Source organism: Paractinoplanes pyxinae (genome assembly GCF_026626335.1).
GTDB lineage: Bacteria > Actinomycetota > Actinomycetes > Mycobacteriales > Micromonosporaceae > Actinoplanes > Actinoplanes pyxinae.
In genome coordinates, this window is record NZ_JAPNTZ010000001.1 from 118,461 (window position 1) to 140,058 (window position 21,598).

Annotated in this window: 13 protein-coding genes; 7 read left to right on the top strand and 6 right to left on the bottom strand. The window is 70.2% G+C overall.

The features are described 5' to 3' along the window. Positions 1-16 precede the first annotated feature (16 nt). Together OWR29_RS00600 and OWR29_RS00605 are read right to left on the bottom strand one after the other, a co-directional pair. Positions 17-2,323 carry a beta-L-arabinofuranosidase domain-containing protein gene (locus OWR29_RS00600; protein ID WP_267560207.1) on the bottom strand — a complete coding sequence of 769 codons (2,307 nt, stop codon included), beginning with the start codon at positions 2,321-2,323 and terminating at the stop codon, positions 17-19. Positions 2,324-2,334: 11 nt separating this feature from the next. After that, complete coding sequence (locus tag OWR29_RS00605; protein ID WP_267560209.1) at positions 2,335-4,374, bottom strand: family 43 glycosylhydrolase; 2,040 nt, start codon at positions 4,372-4,374, stop codon at positions 2,335-2,337. Positions 4,375-4,789: 415 nt separating this feature from the next. Here OWR29_RS00605 and OWR29_RS00610 point away from each other — a divergent pair, with 415 nt between their 5' ends. Beyond that, a complete protein-coding gene (locus OWR29_RS00610) occupies positions 4,790-5,779 on the top strand; it encodes an AraC family transcriptional regulator (protein ID WP_267560211.1) in 990 nt (329 codons plus the stop codon). Between the two features lie 55 nt (positions 5,780-5,834). Here the strand turns inward: OWR29_RS00610 and OWR29_RS00615 are convergent, their stop codons facing one another. Beyond that, a complete protein-coding gene (locus OWR29_RS00615) occupies positions 5,835-7,187 on the bottom strand; it encodes a glycoside hydrolase family 10 protein (RefSeq protein ID WP_267560213.1) in 1,353 nt (450 codons plus the stop codon). Positions 7,188-7,412: 225 nt separating this feature from the next. Here OWR29_RS00615 and OWR29_RS00620 point away from each other — a divergent pair, with 225 nt between their 5' ends. Then, a complete protein-coding gene (locus tag OWR29_RS00620) occupies positions 7,413-8,996 on the top strand; it encodes a sigma-70 family RNA polymerase sigma factor (protein WP_267560215.1) in 1,584 nt (527 codons plus the stop codon). Between the two features lie 224 nt (positions 8,997-9,220). Then, a complete protein-coding gene (locus OWR29_RS00625) occupies positions 9,221-10,942 on the top strand; it encodes a cellulose binding domain-containing protein (RefSeq protein WP_267560217.1) in 1,722 nt (573 codons plus the stop codon). Between the two features lie 52 nt (positions 10,943-10,994). Here OWR29_RS00625 and OWR29_RS00630 read toward each other — a convergent pair whose 3' ends face one another. Both OWR29_RS00630 and OWR29_RS00635 read right to left on the bottom strand, forming a co-directional pair. Then, a complete protein-coding gene (locus OWR29_RS00630) occupies positions 10,995-12,398 on the bottom strand; it encodes a non-reducing end alpha-L-arabinofuranosidase family hydrolase (protein ID WP_267560220.1) in 1,404 nt (467 codons plus the stop codon). Between the two features lie 148 nt (positions 12,399-12,546). After that, positions 12,547-15,270, bottom strand: a complete 2,724-nt coding sequence (locus OWR29_RS00635; RefSeq protein WP_267560222.1) for an nSTAND1 domain-containing NTPase — start codon at positions 15,268-15,270, stop codon at positions 12,547-12,549. Positions 15,271-15,454: 184 nt separating this feature from the next. On the opposite strand from OWR29_RS00635, the gene OWR29_RS00640 reads away from it, so the two are divergent. Genes OWR29_RS00640 through OWR29_RS00650 form a run of 3 tightly spaced genes read left to right on the top strand, consistent with a single transcriptional unit; the run spans position 15,455 to position 18,467 of the window. Then, positions 15,455-16,750, top strand: coding sequence for an extracellular solute-binding protein (locus OWR29_RS00640; protein ID WP_267560224.1), 1,296 nt, complete (start codon positions 15,455-15,457; stop codon positions 16,748-16,750). Further along, entirely contained in the window at positions 16,747-17,658 is a 912-nt protein-coding gene (locus tag OWR29_RS00645) for a carbohydrate ABC transporter permease (protein WP_267560227.1), read from the top strand. The genes OWR29_RS00640 and OWR29_RS00645 overlap by 4 nt, the downstream gene beginning before the upstream one ends. Continuing rightward, the gene (locus OWR29_RS00650) at positions 17,655-18,467 is read left to right on the top strand and encodes a carbohydrate ABC transporter permease (RefSeq protein WP_267560229.1); all 813 of its coding nucleotides are present in this window, start codon (positions 17,655-17,657) and stop codon (positions 18,465-18,467) included. The genes OWR29_RS00645 and OWR29_RS00650 overlap by 4 nt, the downstream gene beginning before the upstream one ends. Positions 18,468-18,511: 44 nt before the next feature. Here OWR29_RS00650 and OWR29_RS00655 read toward each other — a convergent pair whose 3' ends face one another. After that, positions 18,512-19,285: an RNA polymerase sigma factor SigF gene (locus OWR29_RS00655; RefSeq protein ID WP_267560231.1), complete on the bottom strand. Its 774-nt coding sequence runs from the start codon at positions 19,283-19,285 to the stop codon at positions 18,512-18,514. A 261-nt stretch (positions 19,286-19,546) separates the two neighbouring features. Here OWR29_RS00655 and OWR29_RS00660 point away from each other — a divergent pair, with 261 nt between their 5' ends. Next, positions 19,547-21,208, top strand: a complete 1,662-nt coding sequence (locus tag OWR29_RS00660; protein WP_267560233.1) for a hypothetical protein — start codon at positions 19,547-19,549, stop codon at positions 21,206-21,208. Positions 21,209-21,598 lie beyond the last annotated feature (390 nt).

Sequence of the window (21,598 nt, forward strand, 5' to 3'; positions counted from 1 at the left end):
AACGCCTATCATCGACTCACACGAGCCGCCAGTTGTTGTCCGCGCTGCCGTTGTCGGCGTCCTGCACCACCTGGGCGCCCCACGTGCTCGAGCCGTTGAGTATGCCCAGCAGCTTGCCGCTGTTGACGTTGCGGATCTTGTAGGTGCCGTTGCCGTTGTCGACCAGGGTCCAGCGGTGGTCGGCGGTGCCGTTGTCCGACCACTGCAGCACCCGTGCGTTGTCGGCCGTCGACATGTTCTCGACGCCCAGGACCTTGCCGCTGTTGGCGTTGCGGAACCTCACGGCGCTGCCGTCGGCGACCCGCACCCACTGATGGTCGGCGGTGCCGGTGTCGCCCCAGACCACGGCCAGGCCGCCGTCGGCCGTGGACATGTCCTGCACGCCCAGCACCAGGCCCGTACCGGCGTTGACCAGCTTGACCGTCGTGCCGGTGCCGCCGCCGGTGTTCCAGTAGACGGCGTAGTTGAAGCCGTGCGCGTCGTGGAACGGGCCCAGGTTCACCGTCGAGCCGTTGGCCGTGGCCGTGAAGGTCAGGGCCGACGTGCTGGTACGGGTGATGGACGAGGCGGTCAGGGCCGGCGGCGCGGACAACGCCGTGCTGCCGTAGTTGCCGCACAGCACGGCCGGCCCGTACGTGACCGCCTGGATGCTGGGGTTGTCGTTGGCGGCCTGCAGGATCACGCGCATGGGCAGCTTGACCGTGAGGGTGTCGCCGGCCGCCCAGGTCCGCGTCACGGTCGCGTAGCTGCCCGGGGTGGCGGTGACGTTCTGCGGTACGCCGTTGACGCTGATCACCGGGTTCTGGGTCCAGCCGGGGATGCGTACGCGAATGCCCCAGGAACCACTCGGCGAGCCGGACAGCGTCAGGGTGGTGGTGTCGCCGGCCGGATAGGTCGTGGACTGGGTGACGGTGATGCCGCGCTGCGACCAGGTGAGCGTCGACGGCACGAACAAGTTCACGGTCAGCGTGGTGCCGGCGTAGAAGTAGATCGAGTCCATCAGCTTCGTGTTGGTCTCGAGGCCGGTGCCCTGGCAGCACCAGAACGAGTTGTAGTCGGTCGACCAGGTGCCGCCGCCCCAGGCCGGCCCGACCCCGCGGCGCCCGCCGGGCCGCAGCGGCGTGAAATACGTGACGCCGCCGTGGCTGTCGGCCGAATTCTGGGCCCCGACCAGATGGTTGAGCAACGCCCGCTCGTAGAAGTCGAAGTAGCCGGCGTTGTTGGGGTCGAGCGCCCACAGCTCGCGCGTCAGCTTGAGCATGTTGTGCGTGTTGCAGTGCTCGCAGGTGTCGTCGGTCAGGTAGCCGGCGATCGCGTTCGGGGCCCGGAAGTGCTCGGCCTGGCTGTTGCCGCCGATGGCGTACGTGTGGGCGCGGGTGGTGATGGTCCAGGCGTTGGTGGCGATGTCGCGGTAGCGGGTGGCGCCGGTCGCCTTGTACTCGCGGGCGGCGCCGATCCACTTGGGCACCTGAGTGTTGGCGTGCAGCCCGTTGAGCTGGTCGGCGTTGGCGGCCAGCGGGGTGAACACGGCGGCGTGGTCGAAGCGCTGCGCCGCGGTCAGCCAGCGCGCGTCGCCGGTCTGCTGGTAGATGTCGGTGAGCACCTCGTTCATGCCGCCGAACTCGGTGCCCAGCATCGCCTGCATCTGGGACGAGCTCAATCGCGCCGTACGCGTGTCGACCCACCCGGCCAGCGCCAGCAGCACAGTCCGCGCCTGCGTGTTGCCGGTCCAGCGCCACACGTCGAGCAGGCCGGCCAGTGTCTTGTGGACGCAGTAGTACGGCACGTTGCCGTTGGACAGGGTCCGCGCCTCGAGGGCGGTGAAGTCCGATTCCGGAAAGCCCGACAGGTAGCCCGTACCGAAGCCCGCGGCCGCATTGTTGGCCTGGCACTCGGCCAGTTCGGCGACCATCTGGTTCGCCTTGTCCCGGCACGTCGTGTCACCGAGCACGGCGTAGGCCTGGGCCCAGGCCGTCAGGAAATGGCCCTGCACATGGGACCGGAACGGGAAGCTGGGCGCGTCCCAGCCCCCGTTGGCCGTGGCGCCGTTGGTGGAAAGCCGGTGGTTGGCCCGGAACACGTAGAGCAGCCGGTCGACGTCGACGAACCGCAGGTAGCTCAGGGTCCGGTTCTGGTTCTCGAGGAACCGGCCCGAGGCCAGGCGCACCTGGCCCAGCTCGAACGGGAACGCCGCCGCGCCGATGTCGGTGCGGGCCGGGGGGACGACGGCGGCGGCCGCCGGTTGCGGGTCGAGCGCGGTGACCACGGCCGCCGCGCCTCCCGCTTGCAGAAGGCGGCGGCGGCTCATAGCGGGGAACGGCATGGCGGAACTCCTCAGGGGGCGGTCATGGTGAAGCGTTTGACGGTCACGGATCCACCCAGGGCCTGGGTGGCGTAGTTGAACATCGCGAACCGGTAGCCGGGGAAGAACTGCCAGGCGTTGTTGAGCGTGAAGGCCGGGCCGAGCCGGGTGAAGGTCACCCCGTCCGTGCTGTACGAGAAGGTGGCCTGCCGTCCCGACCCGGGCCGCACGTCGGCCTGCGCCCGCAACCAGATCCGCCCGCCGGAGACGGCCGCGCTCGCCTGTTCCGAGCCGGTGCCGGTGGTGCCCCAGCTGCTGTTCATGGTCAGCCCGGTGGTCATCACGACCCGGGTCTGGCCGTTGTCGCGCCGGACCCCGACCCAGGCCGACGAGTCACGCAGCATGGCCAGCCCGGAGCGGTCGCCGTCGCGCATCGTGCTGTGGTCCAGCTCGACGGTGGCGGTCGAGGCCGGACCCTGCACGCGATGGGTCAGCGTGTTGCGGGCGTTGTAGAGGTCGTTGGTGACGGTCGCCGTCTGCAGCTGCAACCCGTTGTTGAGCGACCATCGGGAGTTGTCCGGGTTGTGGTTCCACTCCCAGCGCGGCCCCAGCGTGGAACCGCCGAACGTCTCGTCGGACAGCATCGATTGCACGGTCCGCGAGGTGGTGATGTTCGGTTTCGGGTAGGTCGTGCCCCAAGCGCCGTTGACGGTCTGCAGCACCGGCCAGCCGTCCGAGCTCCAGCTGATCGGGGCCAGGGCCGGCACCCGTCCGCCGGGGAAGGCGTCGACGAACGACATGTAGTACCAGTCGCCGTTCTGGGTCTGCACCAGCCCGCCCTGGTGCGGCACGCCGCCGCCCGAGATGGGACCCGGCAGATTGAGCAACACCTGCTTCATCTCGTACGGGCCGAAGGGGCTGCTCGAACGCAATACGTACTGGCCGTTGGCCGGGCGGGTCAGCCAGATGTAGTAGTAGCCGTTGCGCTTGTAGAACCGGGCGCCCTCGAGCGTGCCCACGCCGGCCGGGGTCTGGAACACCTGCTGGGAGCGGACCTGGCTGAGCCCGTCGGCGGAGAGCTGGGCGACGCTGATGCTGGTGTTGCCGTACGCGACGTACATCGTGTCGTTGTCGTCGATCAGCAGCCCGGCGTCGTAGTAGCAGCCGTTGATCCGGGCCCGCTTCGTCCAGGTGCCGTCGACTGCTGAGGCGGTGTAGACGTAGGTGCGGTTGTACTCGATGCAGCCGATCCAGTAGTACGTGCTGTTGCTGCGGCGATACTGCATGGTCGAGGCGAAGACGCCCTTGACGTACGCCCGGGAGCCGTTCAGGTCGTAGGCCACGGAGTCGAAGTCGAGCCGGGGCACCGAGTGGCCCGCGTACTCCCAGTTGACCAGGTCGTACGAGCGCAGGATGGGCGCGCCGGGGGAGTAGTGCATGGTCGACGCCGACCAGTAGTACGCGTCCCCGACCCGGATGATGTCGCCGTCGGCGAAGTCCTGCCACACCACGGGGTTGGTGAAGGTGCCCGACGGCGGGTTGGTCGTGCCGCCACCGACCCGCACGAGCTGCCACTGCTGGTTGGCGCCGCCCCAGTCGTCGTACTGCACGATGTTCGCGCCGTCGGTGGTGGCGGCGTTCTGCACCTCGACCGCCTTGCTGCTGTGCCGCGCGATCAGGCGGACGTAGCCGCCGTCGGAGTCGGCCAGGCGGAACTGCTGGTTGGCCGAGTTGTTGTCGGTCCACTGGTTGACGGCGGCGCCGTTGGCGGTGTAGGCGCCGGCCACGTCGAGCACCTTGCCGGAGTGGCGCGACTTGAGGCGGTAGAAGCCGCTCCCGGAGTCGACGAACTGCCACTGCTGCTGTTTGCCGTCGTTGCGGGCCCACTGGGTGATCCGGGCGCCGTCGGTGGTAGCCAGGTTGTAGACGTCGAGGGCCTTGCCGCTGGTCCGGTTGACCAGCACGTACCAGGCCGAGGTGTCCACCGTCGCCGCTTCGGCGCCGGGCGCACTCAGCAGCACGGCGGCGCCGGTGAGCAGGACCGCGAAGAGGGCGGTCAGTCGTAGTCGCATGAGGACTCCCGCAACGATATGTGATCGTTCACAAACTGGGAAGCCTGATGTTGCCAGAATGTTGCGGCCGACTCAAGGCATCGAACTTCTCAGATATAACGACGCCTTGGAGCGTCAAGCCGTAACAGTTTTTCGCGCCCGTCTTTCGCAGTTGCCGCCAGCGAGTTCGTCGTGCCAGCTGCCTGTTAACGTTCACTGATTCGTCGCGTCGTCGGCCGGTCCAGGCGCGTCCCGGAACTCAGGACCCATATCGGCGATCAGCCAGCGGCTACGGCCATCTGCTCAACCTCGACCGGTGACAGTTCGCCGCCTGATCGTCTTATTTGTTCGGCCCGTTGGGATCGCTCCCAGCACGGGCGGATCGCCCTAGGGTGGTGGCCATGCGGCATCGAACTCAGGGTCCCGGTTAACCGGCATGCAGGATGCCAGCTGCGACGAGGGCGACGGATCGTTCTCGTCGTCCAGCCTCGCCGACATCGTGAACCGGTATGCTCGGTACCCGAGGATCAGGCTGACGACCCCCGGTCACTCCAGCCACCACCCGCCCGGTCTGGCGGTCGACTACCGGCGTCTCGGTCAGGTCGGCGTCGCTCGTTCCCGGGTGTCGGACGACATGACCGTCACCACCGACAGCGCCGACGTCTACGCGCTGGCGCTCGTCGGCTCCGGCGGGCTGCGGGTCGACGAGGGACGCCGCCAGTGGTCGCTCACCCCGGCGACCGCCGGGCTCTACCGGCCACCGGCGGCCGTCCGGCGCAACCGGATCGCCGCCGGCACCGAGCTGATGTACCTGCAGATCGAGCGCCGTGATCTGGAGCGGCATCTGGAGGCGCTGATCGGCCAGTACGTCGAGGGTCCGGTCGACTTTCGCCCCGAGCTCCCGACGCACGGGGAGCCGACGTGGTTGCGGCTGTTCCGGGTCTACGCGGGAGTCTTCGACGGCTCGGACACCGCGCTGCACCGGCCGATCGTCGGTGATCCTCTGCGCGAGGCGATGATCAACGCCGTTCTGTACGCCGCCGACCACCGCTATCGGGGCCTGCTGCACCGTCCGGCCGGCCCCGCCCGCCCCCGGCACATCCGGCAGGTCATCGAGGCCATCCACGCCGAACCGGAAAGGGCGTACACCGTCGCCCTGCTCGCCCGGATCGGCGGCACGAGCGTGCGCTCGTTGCAGCAGGGCTTCCGCGACCACGTCGGCCTGGCGCCGACCGCCTACCTGCGACGCGTACGGCTGGAACGAGCCCACAGCGACCTGCTGAGCGACGGCGGCGACACGGTCGCCCGGGTGGCGCACCGGTGGGGCTTCACCCACCTCGGCCGGTTCGCCGCCGCCTACGCCTCGGTGTACGGCGTCGCGCCGTCGGCCGCCCGGGAACGACGACCGGCGGCCGCGCGACCGTGAACCCCGGACGGCCGTCGCACCCACGAGCGCGACGGCCGTTGCGCACCACCGGGGATCAGGTGACGGTGCAGGCCGGGGTGGCGGTGGGGCCGGCGCCCGTGCCCTGGAAGCCGAACTCGGTGTGGCCACCGGCCGGGATCTGCCCGTTGTACGTCACGTTGCGGAAGCTCACCGTGCCCGGCGAGCCGGTCGCCGTCGCGTTCCAGGTGCTGGTGACGGCGCTGCCCGAGGGCAGGGCGACGGCGACGGTCCAGCCGTTGACCGGGGCGGACCCGGCGTTGACGCGCACGGTCGCGACGTAGCCGCCGTTCCACGAGTTGAGCGACACGGTTGCGGCGCAGGCGCCCCCGCCGCTCGGGGGCGGCGAGGTGGTCACCGGCGGGGAGCTGGGCGGTGTGGTCGTGCCGCCGGCGTTGAGGGCGTTCAGCACCGAGGTGTACGCGGCCTTCTTGTTGCCGCCCCCGTCGAACAGCAACGGGTTGTCGTCGCGCCACGAGTCGCTGTCCCGGATGCCCCAGACGGTGATGCCGGTGCAGCGGGCGACGGCCAGGCAGGCCCGGGTCACGGTGGCGTAGATGTTCGCCTGGTTGCCGCCCTGCTGGACGTCCAGTTCGGTGATCTGCACGTCGACCCCGAGGTCGGCGAAGCGCTGCAGGTTGGCCTGGTAGCTCGAGTCGATGCCGGTGCCCAGGTGCGACTGGAAGCCGACGCAGTCGATCGGGACGCCGCGGGCCTTGAAGTCGCGGACCATGGTGTAGATCCCGGTCGACTTCGCGTTGATGCCGTCGGTGTTGTAGTCGTTGTAGCAGAGCTTGGCGGCCGGGTCGGCGGCCCGCGCGGCGCGGAAGGCCGCCTCGATCCAGTCGTTGCCGGTGCGCTGCAGGTTGGAGTCGCGCCGGCCGCCGCTGCCGCCGTCGGCGAACGCCTCGTTGACCACGTCCCAGGCGTAGATCTTGCCCTTGTAGTGGCCGGCGACCTGGGTGACGTGGTTGATGGCGGCGTTGCGCAGCGCGCTGCCGGACAGTGACTGCGCCCAACCCGGCTGCTGAGCGTGCCAGAGCAGCGCGTGCCCGCGAACCTTGGACCCGTTGGACAGGCCCTGGTTGAGGATGCGGTCGCCGTTGGTGAAGGAGAACCGGCCCTGCTGCGGCTCGGTGGCGTCCCACTTCATCTCGTTCTCGGGCGTGACCGAGGTGAACTCGGTGGTGAGCAGTCGGGTGTAGGTGCTGTCGCCGAGCCGGCCGGCGGCGATGGCGGCTCCGAAGTAGCGGCCCTTCTCGGCGGCCGAGGCGCCGAGCGTGGTGGCCGCGTCGGCCGTGCTCGCGAACACGAGGCCGGTCGCCGCCGTCGCGGCGGCCGACACCATCGCCAGCAACGCTGTCCGGCGTGGGCGTTTCCGGATCTGCATGAGATCTCCAGGGGAACGGCGGAATGGGCTGCGGGAGCGCTCCCATAGACAATGGCAAATGGTGCCGGAGCATTTCAAGCCCACAATCACAAATGCGGTGGCTGCGCCGAGGGGCCGGGCGTAACAGAAACTGCCGGCGAAATTGAGGCGAGGCGCCACCTTTTTTACGAGAATGTTGCGGCTATCATCGGCCGTCATCGGCAAGTGGGCCGCACGGAGGTGTGAGTGGCGTTGCACAGCGGCGGGGCGGGCGGCCACGCCGGTATGGAAGGCGCCCGGCGCGGCGACGGCGTGACAGAGAACGACGAGACGAATCCGATCGGCCTGGTGACCGCCGCCCGCGACGGGGATCGCGACGCCGCCGACGCGCTCATCGCGGCCCACCTCCCGTTGCTCTACCGGGTCGTCGGGCGGGCGCTGGACGGACACGCCGACGTGGACGACGTGGTGCAGGAGACGGTGCTGCGGGCGTACCGGGACCTGCCGACGCTGCGCACTCCGGCCAGCTTCCGGTCCTGGCTCGTCGCCATCGCCAACCACCAGATCAGCACCCGGCTGCGGTCGTGGCGCCAGGACCAGGACCGGACGGTTCCGCTGGACGACGCCGGGCGCGTCCCCGACCCCGAAGCCGAGTTCGCCGACCTCACCCTGCTGCGGATGGGCCTGTCCGACCAGCGCCGGCAGGTCGTCGCGGCGACCGCCTGGCTCGACCCCGACGACCGCGAGCCGGCGGCGCTGTGGTGGCGCGAGGTGGCCGGTGAACTCACCCGGGCCGAGGTGGTGGCCGCGCTGGGCTTGCGCTCGGCGCACGCCCGGGTACGCCTGCGGCGCATGCGAAACCAGCTCGACCTGAGCCGGTTCGTGGTGGCTGCCCTGGAACAGAGCCCACGCTGCCCCCAGCTGGACGAACTGGCCCGGGACTGGGACGGCACGCCGGGTCCCCGCCGGCGCAAGCGCTTCGCCCGCCACGTGCGCGACTGCCGCGTCTGCGGGGCCGCCCGGTCCGGCTTCGTGCCGCTGGAGCGGCTGGTGCTCGGCGCCTCCCTGGTTCCTCTGCCGGCTGCGGCCGGGGGTCTCGCGGCGGGCGCGGTCAGCGGTGTCGCGGCCGGGGCGGGAGCAGCCGGTGGTGCTGGGGCCGGCGTCGCCGCCGGCTCCGGCTGGTTCGGGCCGGTCATCGGGGTGAAGGTGGCCGCGGCCGTGCTGGCCGGCGCCACCATCTCCGGCAGTGTCTATCTCGCGCTGCCCGATCCGTCCGGGACGCCGCAAGGCGTGACATCGGTGGCGCCGCCGGCCGTGGCGGAGCCGTCCGAAGAGGTGACCCCACCGCGGCGGACCCGCCCGCCGGCGACGACGTCACCGGTGACGCCGTCACGACCTGCCGCCACGCCGAGCGCGACCGGCCTGGTGCCGGCCGGGCCGGTCGTCCTCCATCCGGCCGCCGATCCCGGCGTCGTCATCGTCCTGGACGGCGAGCAGATGGTCGAAGGGACCGGAGCCGAGGGCATCGTGGTGACGGCGCAGCCCGGCATCGCCGACCAGAAGTGCCTGTCCCTGCGCTCGGCCGACGGCCGGTACGTCCGGCACGCGTCCTTCCGCATCGTGCTCAACACCGAGGAGGACCGCGACCTCTATCGCCGGGACGCCACGTTCTGTCCCGAGCGCGGCGCGGAGGCCGGCACCGTGCGTTTTCGCTCGTCCAACTACCCGGACCGGCTCGTGCGCATCCTCGACGGCCGCCTGCGCCTGGACCCGGAGGAAAAGACCGCCGCCTACGTCCAGCAGTCCACCTTCCGCCTCACCACAGCGTAATTGGCAGATGCGAGAAAAAGACGGTCCCGGATAAGCGTTACGAGGAAGGCAGTTCGGAAGTCGCCGGCGGTGTGCGTGTCATTTGCTTCGCTATCTGGAAAAGGGCCACTCGTAAATGTGATACGGCGGCACCGGGCGTGGCAGCGGCCGGAAAGCCGCACTTGGAACGCGTGGGAGCGCTCCCGTAATCTCCGGGCACCGTTGTCCCCTGAAGGAGAATCCCCATGCGAAAACCCCGGAGATCTGCGGCCGCGATGTGGTCGGCCGGCGGGCTCGTGCTGGCCTCGGCCGCCGTCGTCCTTGCCCAACCCGCTGGAGCGGCGGCGGCCGGCTGCTCGGTCCGGTACGCCGTCACGTCGCAGTGGCAGGGCGGGTTCGGCGCCGAGGTGGCGATCACCAACCTCGGTGACCCGTTGACCGCGTGGACGCTGGGCTGGTCGTTCGGAGCGGGACAGGCTGTCACGCAGGCCTGGAACGCCACGGTGACCCAGAGCGGGGCGGCTGTGTCTGCCCGGAACGTCAGCTACAACGGGTCGGTCGCCACCGGCGCCACCGTGTCGTTCGGCTTCAACGGGTCGTCGGGGGCCACCAACCCGGTGCCGACCGGCTTCACCGTCAACGGGATGGCCTGCAACGGCGGCACCACGCCGCCGACGACACCGCCCACCACGCCGCCGACGACACCCCCGACGACACCGCCCACCACGCCGCCAGTGGGGACGCCGGACATCAGCGTCAACAGCGCCACCCGGTACCAGACGATCGACGGGTTCGGGGCCGCCGTCTCGATCTGGGGTGGAGCCTGGTCGACCGCCGAGACGCAGACTCTGGTCGGGCTCGGCCCCGATCAGCTCGGCCTGTCGATCGTACGGACGGGAATCTCGCCTGTATCCGGCGAATGGCCGACCCAGGTGAACGCGTTGCGCACCGCCAAGTCGTACGGCTCGGGTGTGAAGATCCTCGCCTCGCCGTGGACGGCGCCGGCGGCGTGGAAGACCAACAACAGCCGGGTCAACGGCGGCAAACTGAAGACCGACTTCTACGACGACTACGCCAACCATCTCAACAGCTATGTGCAGTACATGCGTGCGCAGGGCGTCCCGGTCGACGTCACCTCGGTGCAGAACGAGCCGGACTGGCACTCCGACTACGACTCGATGGACTGGAGCGGCGCCGAACTGCGCAACTTCGTGCGGGACCAGGGCGCCAAGGTGCAGAACACCAAGCTGATGGTGGCCGAGGCGGTCAACCTGAACTACGGCTACACCGATCCCACCCTCAACGACGCGGCCGCGCGCAACAACATCGGCTACATCGGCGGCCACCTCTACGGCACCGAGGATTCGGGGCGGCTCAAGCCGTACGCACTGGCCGAGCAGAACAACAAGCCGGTGTGGATGACCGAATGGAACTTCCACGAGGCCGACGGCAACGGCTCGAACATCTGGGGCAACCCGGGCAATCAGGCGGTCTGGAACGAGACGCTCGACGACATCATGCGCACCGTGCACAAGTCGATGGAGTCGAACTGGAACGCCTACATCTGGTGGTACGGCAAGCGGTACTACTCGTTCATCGGTGACGGCGAGGCCGCCTACGGCACCACGGCGGGGGCTCCGCTCAAGCGTGGGTACGCCTTCTCGCAGTACGCGAAGTTCGTCCGCCCCGGCTATCAGCGAGTGGCCCTGACCAAGAGTGCCAAGGCGTCGCCGCTCGAGGTGACCGCCTATCAGGGCGGCGGGAAGATCACGCTGGTCGTGCTCAACCGCTCGAACAGCGCGGTCGGCAACGCGGTGGTGCAAGCGCCCCAGAACGTGGCCAGGGCCGAGTACTTCGTGACCTCGCAGAACGTCAACGCGGCCGCGCAGCCGGTTGCTGTGAACGGTGGCCAGGCCACGGTCACGGTGCCCGCCCGCAGCATCTCGACCGTCGTTTTCACCCTGTGACACCAACTGCTGCCCGTCTCAGTGGAGGGCGGGCAGCAGGTGGGTCGGTGGATCAGCGCTGGCGGGTCAGCAGGCCGGGACGGTAGGGCAGCAGGCCGTAGTCTCCGCCTGAGCTGGGGGAGCGGCCCTGGTAGAGCAGTTGCAGGTGGCAGGGGTCGATCGTGTTCGTCTGGTCCGCGCTCGTGCGCAGCAGCTCGCCGTGGCTGATGTCGTTGGTCCAGGTGGCTCCGCTGTTGGCCTTGCCCGCGAACGGGTTGTTGTAGGTCGTCGCGTTCGGGGTCCAGGCGCCGCCGAGGCTGGTTGCCGTGAACGAGCGGAAGTAGCGTTCCCAGGAGCTGGTCCTGGCCTCGATGATCATCAGGTACTGGTTCTGGCCCTGCACCTTGTAGACCTGCGGCGCCTCGAAGATGTTCTCCGAGGTGTCGCTCATGATGGTCGTGTAGCTGGAGCCGAAGCTGCCCGGGAAGTTCCCGATCGGCATGATCTGGCGGTAGATCTTGCCGTTGTCGCCGGCGAAGAACAGGTACATGTTCTGGTCGTCGCCGATGATCGTCTGGTCGATCACGCCGGTGCTGGAGCCGGTGATCGACGCGGTCGACAGTGGTTGCGGGGCCGACCAGCCGTTGGCGTTGGCCGGGTTGGTGGACGTGCGGTACGAGAACGCGGTCGGGCCCCACTGGTGGGCCAGGATCCAGATGTTCTTCGGCGCGAAATAGAACAGCGACGGTGCGACGGCGCCCTGGCTCATGGTGTTCTGACTGGCCGAGCCGAGCTGGTCGAGGTTGTCGACCAGGCCGAAGTTCATCGAGCCCCAGCCGCCGGTGGCGCTGCTGCTGTGGGTGGTGGCGTACACCAGTTGCCGGCCCTGGTAGGGGGCGATGGTGAAGTCCTTGAGGGACGCCCAGCCGGACTTCGGCTGCGCCAGGGGGCCCGTCGACGACCAGCGGTACGACGAGGGCAGGGCGCACGTGGCCGGCGGCGTGGTGGGCGGAGTCGTCGGCGTAGTGGTCGGTGGGGTGGCCGGCGGCGGTGTCGTGGTGCCACCCGTGCAGGCCACGCCATTGACGGCGAAACCGGTGGGCACGGGATTGGTGTTTCCGGACGAGCCGTTGAAACCGAACGACACCGTTCCATCGGTGCCGACCGAGCCGTTGTAACTCGCATTCCGTGCGCTTACCGCCGACCCGTTCTGGGTCACCGTGGCGTTCCAGGCCTGGGTCACGCTCTGGCCTGCTTCGAACGACCACGTCAACGTCCAGGCCGTCAGCGGATCGCCCAGGTTGGTGATCGACACGTTGGCGCCGAAACCGCCCTGCCACTGCGAGGACACGGCGTAGGTGACCGAGCAGCCCGCGGCCGCGGCGCCGGCCGGCCCCGCCACGGCGACCGCCGCCGAGGCCAGGGCCACGGCGCCGATCGCGACCAGGCCGACGCCGGTCGTCCGAGATCTGATCATGGTAACGCTCCCTAGAAATAGGCGTTCGTAAATGTTACGGGAGCGCTCCCACAGTCAGTCGGAAAGGTGCGACGAAAAAAGCCAGCTCAGGGGTGGGGCGAAAAGACGTAACAGTTTTCCGGCAGGCACTTGTCGCGGATGAAGGGAATCAAGGGCAGAGGGACTTCGGCTCCGTGCCCGGGAAGTAGCGGGCCCAGTCCACAGTGACCGGCCCGGCGCAGATCTCGCGGACGACCCGCGGCACGTCGCTGTCCAGCTGCCACAGCGCCCCGCGCGGACCCAGCACCGCGACCCGCCCGCCGTCGGCCCGGGGCGAACCCAGGTGCAGTCCCTGCGCGTCCAGGGAGAGCAGCGCCGTGGCCGACGCGGCGTCCCACAGCTGGACCCGGTCCGGGTCGGTCAGGGCCACGGCCGGTGCGCCCGGGTCGAACGCCGTGATCGTCGGGTGCTCGAGACCCTCGACGCGGGCCACCGTGCGGACGGCCCAGGAGTCGCGGGCGTCCAGCACCATCGCCTCCCCGGCCTCGGAGGCCACGGCGACCAGCCCACCGGGTCCGGCCGACGGATACATGCGGTACGGCTCGCGCGCGAGTGTCGCCGTCCGGGCGCCTTCGAGCGTCCACTGCTCCAGGGTGTACTCGCCGTCGCCGACGCGCCGGCACAGCAGGAGCCCGGAGCCGTCGGGCAGCAGGGCGGTGCTTTCGACGTCGGATGCGGGGAACCGGCGTACGGCATCGTCACCGACCCGCCACAGGACGGCGGTGCCGTTGCCGCCCATGGCGGAGATGAGGGTGCCCGTCGCGTCCATGCTGTCGGCCGGCGGCAGCTCGTCCGGAACGGGGATCCGGCGGGGCCGGTCGAGATCGGACAGGTCCCACAACGTCGAGGAGGATCCCTCCTGGTAGAGCGCCCGGTGCTCGTCCGCGCTCAGCAGACGCAGAAAGCTGTCGCCGGTCGGCAGGGCTCCCGCGGGGAGCCATGAGGCGCCGTCGGGCCGCCACAACTGCTCGCCGGTGGTCACGCCCGGCTCCATCGTGATCGCCACCTTGCGGCCCGGCGTGGTCACGAAGCCTCCGCCGAGCGAGGTGGCGGTGGCGGCGGCGTGGGCCAGCACCAGCATGTCGTGGGACTGCTCGCTCGGGGCGACGCGGTGGGCGGCCAGGGCCAGCACCTCGGCGTCGTGCGGGCGGGCGGCCAGCAGGCCGCGGGCGGCGTCCACGGCTCGCAGCGACATCGCGTCGTTGCGCTGGCGGGTGGCCGAGCGCTGCGCCGTGACCGCGACGGCCGCCGTGCCGGCCAGCAGGACGGCGAGAGCGGCCAGCACGGCGACGAGCCGGCGCAGCCGGCGGGTGGCGCGCTGCTCCGCCGCGATCCGGGCCTGTTCGGCGGCCGACGCGGCGTCGATGAAGGACCGCTCGCGCGGGTTGAGCCGGTCGCGCAGCCGGGCCGCCTGTTCGAGACGCACGCCCCGGTACAGCGTGTCGGGGTCGCGGCCGTGCGCCTCCCACACGGCCGTGGCCTCGCTGATCCTAAGGTGCGTGCGCAGGTCGTCGCGGTTGGCGGCGATCCAGCCGACCAGCCGCGGCCAGGCGTGCAGCAGCGCCTCGTGGGCCAGTTCCACGCTGTCCCGGTCGAGGCTGATCAGGCGGGCGGCGGCGAGCCGCTCGATCAGAGCGTCCGGCACGTCCAGGTCGGCCCGCCGGACGCGTCGTTTGGTGTCCTCGGTGCCGTCGCCCGGCACCACCAGCCGCAGGAACAGCCGCTGGGCGGCCGCCCGGTCCGGTTCGCCCAGCCCGTCGAAGGTCTGTTCGGCGGTACGGGCCAGCGCGTGCCGGATGCCCCCGGCGTCCTCGTAGCCGGTGAGCGTGAGGACCATGCCGCGCCGCCGGCGCCACGTCTCGGCCAGGGTGTGCGAGACGAGCGGCAGCGCGGCCGACTGGCCGGCGACGTCCGAGACGAGCCGGGCCACCAGCGCCGTCTCCAGCGACGCCCCGGCCCGCGTGGCCGGCTCGGTGATCGCCGACCGGAACTCCTCGGCCGACATAGGGCCGACCAGCACCTGCGCGCGGTGCAGGGCGGCCACCAGCTCGGGATGGCGCGCGCAGTGCCCGTAGAAATCGGCCCGTACGCCCACCACCACCCGGCTGTGCGGGCCGGCGGCCGAGGTCAGCGCCCGGACCAGCCAGTGCCGGGCGTCGTTGTCGCACAGCGTGAAGCACTCCTCGAACTGGTCGACCACCAGCAGCGAGTCGTCGGCGGCCTTGGTCAGCCAGCCCCGCAGCGCCTGCGGATCGGCCGCCAGGTCGTCGCGGACCCGGTCGACCGGCTCGTCGGCGAGACCGGCCACGGCCACCGCCAGCTCGGCGACAGGGTCGGCGCCCGGCGTGACGACCAGCGGGGTCCGCCGGGTGCGGGCGGCCAGCCCGGCCCGCAGCAGCGACGACTTGCCCGCGCCGGAGGCTCCGAAGACCCCGGTGAACGGCCGCTCGTCGACCAGGGTCAGCAGCGTGTCGGTCAGCGCCTCGCGGCCGAAGAAGCGGTCGGCGTCCTCGACCTGGTAGGCGGCCAGTCCGACGTACGGCGGCGGTGTCTCCTGAGGTGCGCCGGGTTGCCCGGCGGCCAGGTCCCGCCACCGGTCGGTCCACTCGTCGGCGTCCCCCGCGCAGGCCCGGACGAACGCGACGGTGACCGCGAGACTGGGCAGCCGGCGCCCGGCCACCGCCTCGGACAGCGCCGCGGCCGAATAGTTGGTCCGCCGGCCGAGCTCGCGGTACGTCGGCCCACCGGCGCGGCGGCGCAGCCGCCGCAGATCGCCGGCGAACCGCAGCAACGGCGAGTCCTCGGATTCCAGCGGTCTTTCCCGTCTAGGCACCGTTCCTCCCATCGTGGTTGACCAATGTGCTGTATATACGACGCGTTCCAGCCCGGTTACCCCGCGCGCCCGCGCGGGGTCATGTTCGGCGTCTGTTGTTCAGCCTCAGTCATCGATCCTGAACAATCCCCGAGCTCCTACGGTCCTGGTCATCCGGCCTGTGCCGTGGACTCAAGGAGCGAACATGAACACGAACCTCTCCCGCCGGGCCTTCCTCGGCCTGGGCGCCGCCGTCGGCGGCGGAATGCTGCTGTCGGCCTGCGGCGGCGGATCGGCGTCCGGCGGCGGTGACGGCGGCCGCCTGAAGTTCTGGGACATGCCGTGGGGGCAGGCGAACTACACCGCGGCGGCCAAGAAGCTGACCGAGGCGTACCAGCCGGCGGGCAGCCTGCCCAAGGCGACCTACCAGGGCCTGCAGTGGGCCAACTTCAGCCAGACCTTCTCGTCGGCCATCGCCTCCAAGACCGGCCCGGCCGTCAGCACCGGCGGCGGCTTCCAGGCGTTCCAGTTCGCCGACCAGGGCGCGATCGCGTACGCCGACAACGTGGTCAGCCAGTTCCGGAAGGACGGCACGTACGACGACTTCCTGCCCGGCCAGCTGGACGCGATGAAGACCGCCAAGGGCTACGCGGCGGTGCCGTGGCAGCTCGACTTCCGGGTCTGGTGGTACCGCAAGTCCCTGCTCGACGCGGCCGGCGTCCAAGTGCCCACCACGTGGGACGAGCTGCTGACCGCGTGCCGCACGCTGGCCGGGCGGAAGCTGTTCGGCTTCGGCACCGGTGCGGGCGCCGGCAACAACCTGGGCAGCCAGGGCCTGCACCTGATGATGCTGAACAACGGCGGCGGCCTGTTCAACGCCGACGGCAAGGTCGACGTGGTCACCGAGGCCAACCTCGAGGCGATGCGCTTCGTCCAGGAAATGGTGAAGGCCAAGGCGGTCGACCCGGCATCGGTCAGCTACACCACTGACAACCTCATCACGCAGTGGCGGAACAAGAAGGTCGCGATGGGCATCCACACCGCGGGGCTGGACACCGACACCGGTGAGACCGACGGCGACCTGCAGGTGATGAGCCCGCTGACCGGTCCCGGCGGCGCCAAGGCCGGCCTCGTCTTCCAGAACAACATCATGATGTACGCCGACACCCCGTCACAAGAGGGCTCGGAGGCCTTCCTGTCGTACTACATCCGCAGCATGAAGACGCTGTGGCAGCAGAACGTGGTCGCGGGCCTGCCGGTGCTCAAGTCGATCGTCGCCCTGCCCGAGTTCCAGGCGCAGAAGGCCAAGGCGAAGATCATCGCCGAGTGGGCGCCCGTGGCCAAGACGTTCGCGGCCAACTCGCCGACCCTGTTCGGCGGGCTCGCCTCGGTCGACTCCAGCCAGCCGATCACCCAGTTCGCGCAGACCGTGCTGGCCGGCCAGGACCCGAAGCCGGCGCTGGAGACGCTGCAGAAGGCGCTGGAGGGAATCGTCAAGTGACGATCACCGCCGCCTATCCGAAGACCGAGGCCACCCGTGCGCGAAAACCGCGGCGGGCCCGGCGGATGCTGCTCTGGCTGGTGGCGCCCTCGCTGGTCCTGCTGCTGCTGATCAATGCGTACCCGCTGGTCTATGCCGCGCTGCAGTCGGTGCGGGACGGCTCGCTGATCAATGCGGGCGACTACGTCGGGCTCGAGAACTACCGGGCCACGCTGACCAGCCCCGCCTTCTGGCGTTCGGTGCAGTTCACGCTGATCTTCACCGTGGTCGGGGTGTTCGGCAGCTGGCTGGGCGGCCTGGGGCTGGCGCTCCTGCTCCGCACCCGCATCCCCGGCCGTACGGTGTTCAAGACGTTGCTTCTGCTGCCGTGGGTGGTTCCGGTCGTGGTCTCGTCGACGGCGTGGAACTGGCTGGTCGCCACCCCGCAGAGCCCGCTGCCGAGCCTTGCGGAAGCCCTCGGGCTGGGCTCACCGCTCTTCCTGGCCGACCCCGTGCTCGCCAAGATCACGGTCTGCGTGTTCAAGGTGTGGATCAGCGTGCCGTTCATGATGATGCTGGTCGGCGCCGCCCTGGCCGGGGTCGACGGCGCTGTCTACGAGGCCGCCGAGGTGGACGGCGCGACCCGCTGGCAGCAGTTCCGGCACATCACGCTGCCGATGATCAGCCGGTCCACGTACATCTCGTGGATCCTCATGACGATCTTCTGCGTCAACGACTTCCCGACCATTTTCCTGCTCACCGGGGGCGGGCCGGTCGACGCCACCACCTCGCTGGTGGTGCTCTCGTACCGCACCGTCTTCCAGAACTTCCAGGTCGGGCCGGGTGTGGCCATCGCCTTCCTGATGACCGCGAGCCTGGTCGTCGTGTCCGTGGCCCTGTACCGGCAGATCAGAAAGGCGCACGTATGACGACCGACCGCGGCCGGTGGTGGCGCTTCACGGCGATCCTGCTCATCACCGCAGTCGTGCTGGTGCCGGTGGCGGCCGTGCTGATCCTGTCGCTGCGCCCCGGCGTGGCCTCGGGCAGCACCGCCGCGTTCGGCCTGGCCAACTTCACCCACATCTTCGCCGACATCCCGACGCTGACCTGGTTGGGCAACAGCCTGGGCGTGACCCTGGCGACGGTGGCCGTCTCGGTCGCGGTGGCCGCGCCCGCCGGGTACGTGCTCTCCCGCGGTCGCAGCCGGTCGGTCTCGGCGTACTCGTTGTTGTTGTTCGTCGTTCAGTCGCTGCCGGTGATCACCGCGGTGATCCCGCTGTTCATCCTGTTCGCCCGGGCCGGGCTGGTCGACAACCTGGTCGGCCTGGGCATCGTCTATGTCGGCGCGTCGATGTCGGTGGCGATCTGGATGATGGCCGCCTACATCGACTCGATCCCGGTGTCGCTGGAGGAGGCGGCCTGGATCGACGGGGCGTCGCTGTTCACCGGCTTCACCCGGATCGTGCTGCGCAACTCGCTGCCCGGCCTGCTGTCCACCGCGATCTTCACGTTCCTCGTCTCGTGGAACGACTACCTGGTCGCCATCGTGTTCCTGCGCTCGCAGGAGCGGTTCACCCTGCCGATCGGCGTCCAGACGTTCTTCCAGCAGAACGGCACCGACTGGGGGTCGGTGATGGCTTTGGCGGTGGTGATGATGCTGCCCCCGGTCATCGTCTTCGCGACGCTCAACCGGTACTTCAGTGTCGGCGGTATCGGCGGTTCGCTGGCCGGCACCTGAGGCGCACCGGCGTCAGGGCCCGGGGTCCTGACGCCGGGACGCCCTCAGTCGCCGTCGTTGATGGTCTTGCGCAGGGTGGCCAGGCTCTGGGCGATCAGCCGGGAGACGTGCATCTGCGAGATGCCGAGCTTGGCAGCGATCTGCGTCTGGGTGAGGTTGCCGTAGAAGCGCAGGCTCAGGATCTGCTGCTCACGCCGGGGCAGGGCGGCCATCGCCGGTTCCAGGGCCAGCCGCATCTCGGTCAGCTCGTAGCCGTCGTCCTCGCCGCCCAGCGTCTCGCCCAGCTCGGGCGAGCCCTCGTCGCCGGTGGGCGCGGAGAGGCTGTCGGTCTGGTAGGCGCGTGCGCCCTCCAGGCCCTCGATGACCTCTTCCTCGCTGACGCCCAGGTGGACCGCGACCTCGGCGACGGTCGGCGCCCGGTTCAGGGTCTGGGTCAGGTCGTTGTTGGCGCTGGTGATCCGCATCCGCAGTTCCTGCAGGCGGCGGGGCACCCGGACCGACCAGGTGCGGTCCCGGAAGTGCCGCTTGAGCTCGCCCAGGATGGTGGGGATGGCGAAACCCGCGAACTCGACCCCGCGGGACGGCTCGAACCGGTCGACGGACTTGATCAGGCCGACCACGGCCACCTGCAGCAGGTCGTCGAACGGCTCGCCGCGGCCGTGGTAGCGCCGGGCCAGGTGCTGGGCGAGCGGCAGCCAGGCCTCGATGGCCTGGTCGCGGACGCGCCGGCGGCGCGGGTCGTCCGCCGGCAGGGTGGCGAACTCGGCGATCAGGGTGCTCGCCGCCTCGTCCTGGCGTGCGTAGGCAGTCGATGACATGGACCACTCCGATCGTTGCGGTGCTTCGCTGAAGAAGCTAGCGCAAAGTTGCGTCGTTTGCTGCGTCGTTTCCATCGTCGCCGCACCGACGCAAGATCGCAAGGCGACACGTCAAGGCGGGCTCGGCCGCGCAGGGGCCGGATCGCGCGGCGCTCGGTTCCGGGCAGGCGCCTGAATCCAGGCTGAAAGACGCGGGGTGGCGTCGGCGACGCACGCGTGCAAGGGTGCGGCAAAGCTTGGCGGCGCGATCGAGAGAGTCGGATGAACCTGGAGCGCGGGGGAGTGGCGCGGAAAGCCGGCGCGGCGACGGCCGTGCTGGCGGCGGTGGCCGCGATGGTGGTGGCCAGTCTGGCCAACCTGAACGGCGACGTGCGTTACGCCCTGGGCACGCTCGAGACGGCCACCCGGGGCGGCGTGAACTTCTGGGACATCTTCGTCTCGCGGCCGCTCGGCTACAAGATCTTCATGGCCGCGCTCGACGAGGGGCGCGTCCTGGTCGTCGGCGAGACCGCCTCGGACACGACGAATTACGTGATCCGCGCCGAGACATACCTTCTGGTGCTGGCTGTCGTCGCTGTGCTGTTCGTCGGGATCCGGCGGGTGTCCGGGCTGCCCGGCGCGGCCGGAATAGCCGGGGCCACCGGGCTGGCGCTGATCGTCGCCCCGCCCTGGCACTTCCTCGAGCCGGACTGGGTGGCCGCGCTGGCCGGCGCCCTGGCGGTCGGCGCCGCCTGCGCGCCCCGGCGGTGGTGGGTCGGCGCGCTGCTGGCCGGCCCGGTCGCGATGCTGGTGGTGGCGGTCAAGGCGTCCACCTTCCCGATCGCGCTGATCGCCCTGCTCATCATCGCCGTGTACGACCGGCGCCGGGCCGCCTGGACGCTGCTGTCCACCGCGGTCCTGACCGGAATCTGGTTCTACCTGGTCCGGCACTTCGAGCCGTGGGAGTGGATCTGGCTCGGCGACCTGGCCAACCTCGTGCACAGCGCGCCGCAGCGGATCTACAAGGACGAGCTGATCAAGCTGCGCGACGCGATCGGGGACGCCGCCGTGCTCACGCCCGTCCTGGTGCTGGGGCCGGCCGCCGCGGTGGCGCTCATCCGGCGCGAAACGGGCGGCCGGCGGTGGTTCGGCGCGGTGATCGCGGTGCTCGCGGCCGGGTTCTCGCTGGCTCCCGCGTACGGGCAGGGCGAGTTCTTCAACTACCACTTCGCGTCCAGCGTCGTGCTGGCCGCGGGAGCGTGCGGCGCCGCCTTCGCGCTGTGCCCCGGGTTTCGCATGCCGCTGGTCGTGGCCGCGCTGATCGCCACCGGAGCCAGCCTCGTGCTGCTGCGCCAGCCCGCCCCCTGGCGGCTGGAGCACGCCACGACGGTGGTCTGGGCGTACGAGGGGGCCGCGGTCGTGCTGGCCGTCGCCGCCTGGTTCTTCGCCGGCCGTACGGGGCTGGCCCTGCCGTGGTTCGCCGGGGTGGTCGTGCTCAGTGCCGCCTTGCTTCCGCCCGTGCTGCCCGGGCACCCGTACTCGTTCAGCAATTACAACTACACCGTGCCGGTCGGCCGCTCGTCCGACGCGCCGCTGACCGAGTTCGGCCGGCAGCTCGGCCCGGACACCCCGGTGCTGTATCTGACGTACGGCACCATCAACCACGCCATGGGCAACCCGACGAGTTGCCGCTACCCGTCACCCCTGTGGCTGCAGCGCGGGGCCGTCCTGCCGCGGATGCGTGAGCGGCAGAGTTACGCCGACAACCTGCGCTGCCTCACCGAGGACAGCGACGCCCGATACCTGATCATCCAGAACGGCTGGTTCAATCTGCCGCGGTCGGCGCCCGACGTGCGAGCGCTGATCGACCAGCGCTTCGACTGTTCCGCGGCGGCCCGGATTCCCGCCCCGCCGCCGCTGGTGGTCTGCCCGGCCCGGCCGTGAATGCATTTGCCGGACCAGCCGATCGGACCATTCCTGACCCCCGGAGCGCGCGTTACGTTCGCGAATGGAGAGTCGCGATTGTCAATTGATCACAATGATTCGGGGGAATCATGCGCATCCACCTTCGAAAGGGGGCGGCCGGCGCTGTTGCCGCGGTGACAGCCCTGGCCCTGATCGTCGCCCAGCCGGCGCCGGCCAACGCCACCTCACCCGACGAATTGTTCGCCAAAATCCTGGTCAAGCAGGTGACCGGCGCCCACGCCAAGCAGCACCTCGACGCCCTGCAAGCCATCGCCGACGCCAACGGCGGCAACCGTGCGGCCGGGACGCCCGGCTACCGCGCCTCCCGCGACTACGTCGCCGGCAAGCTGCGCCGGGCCGGTTACAAGG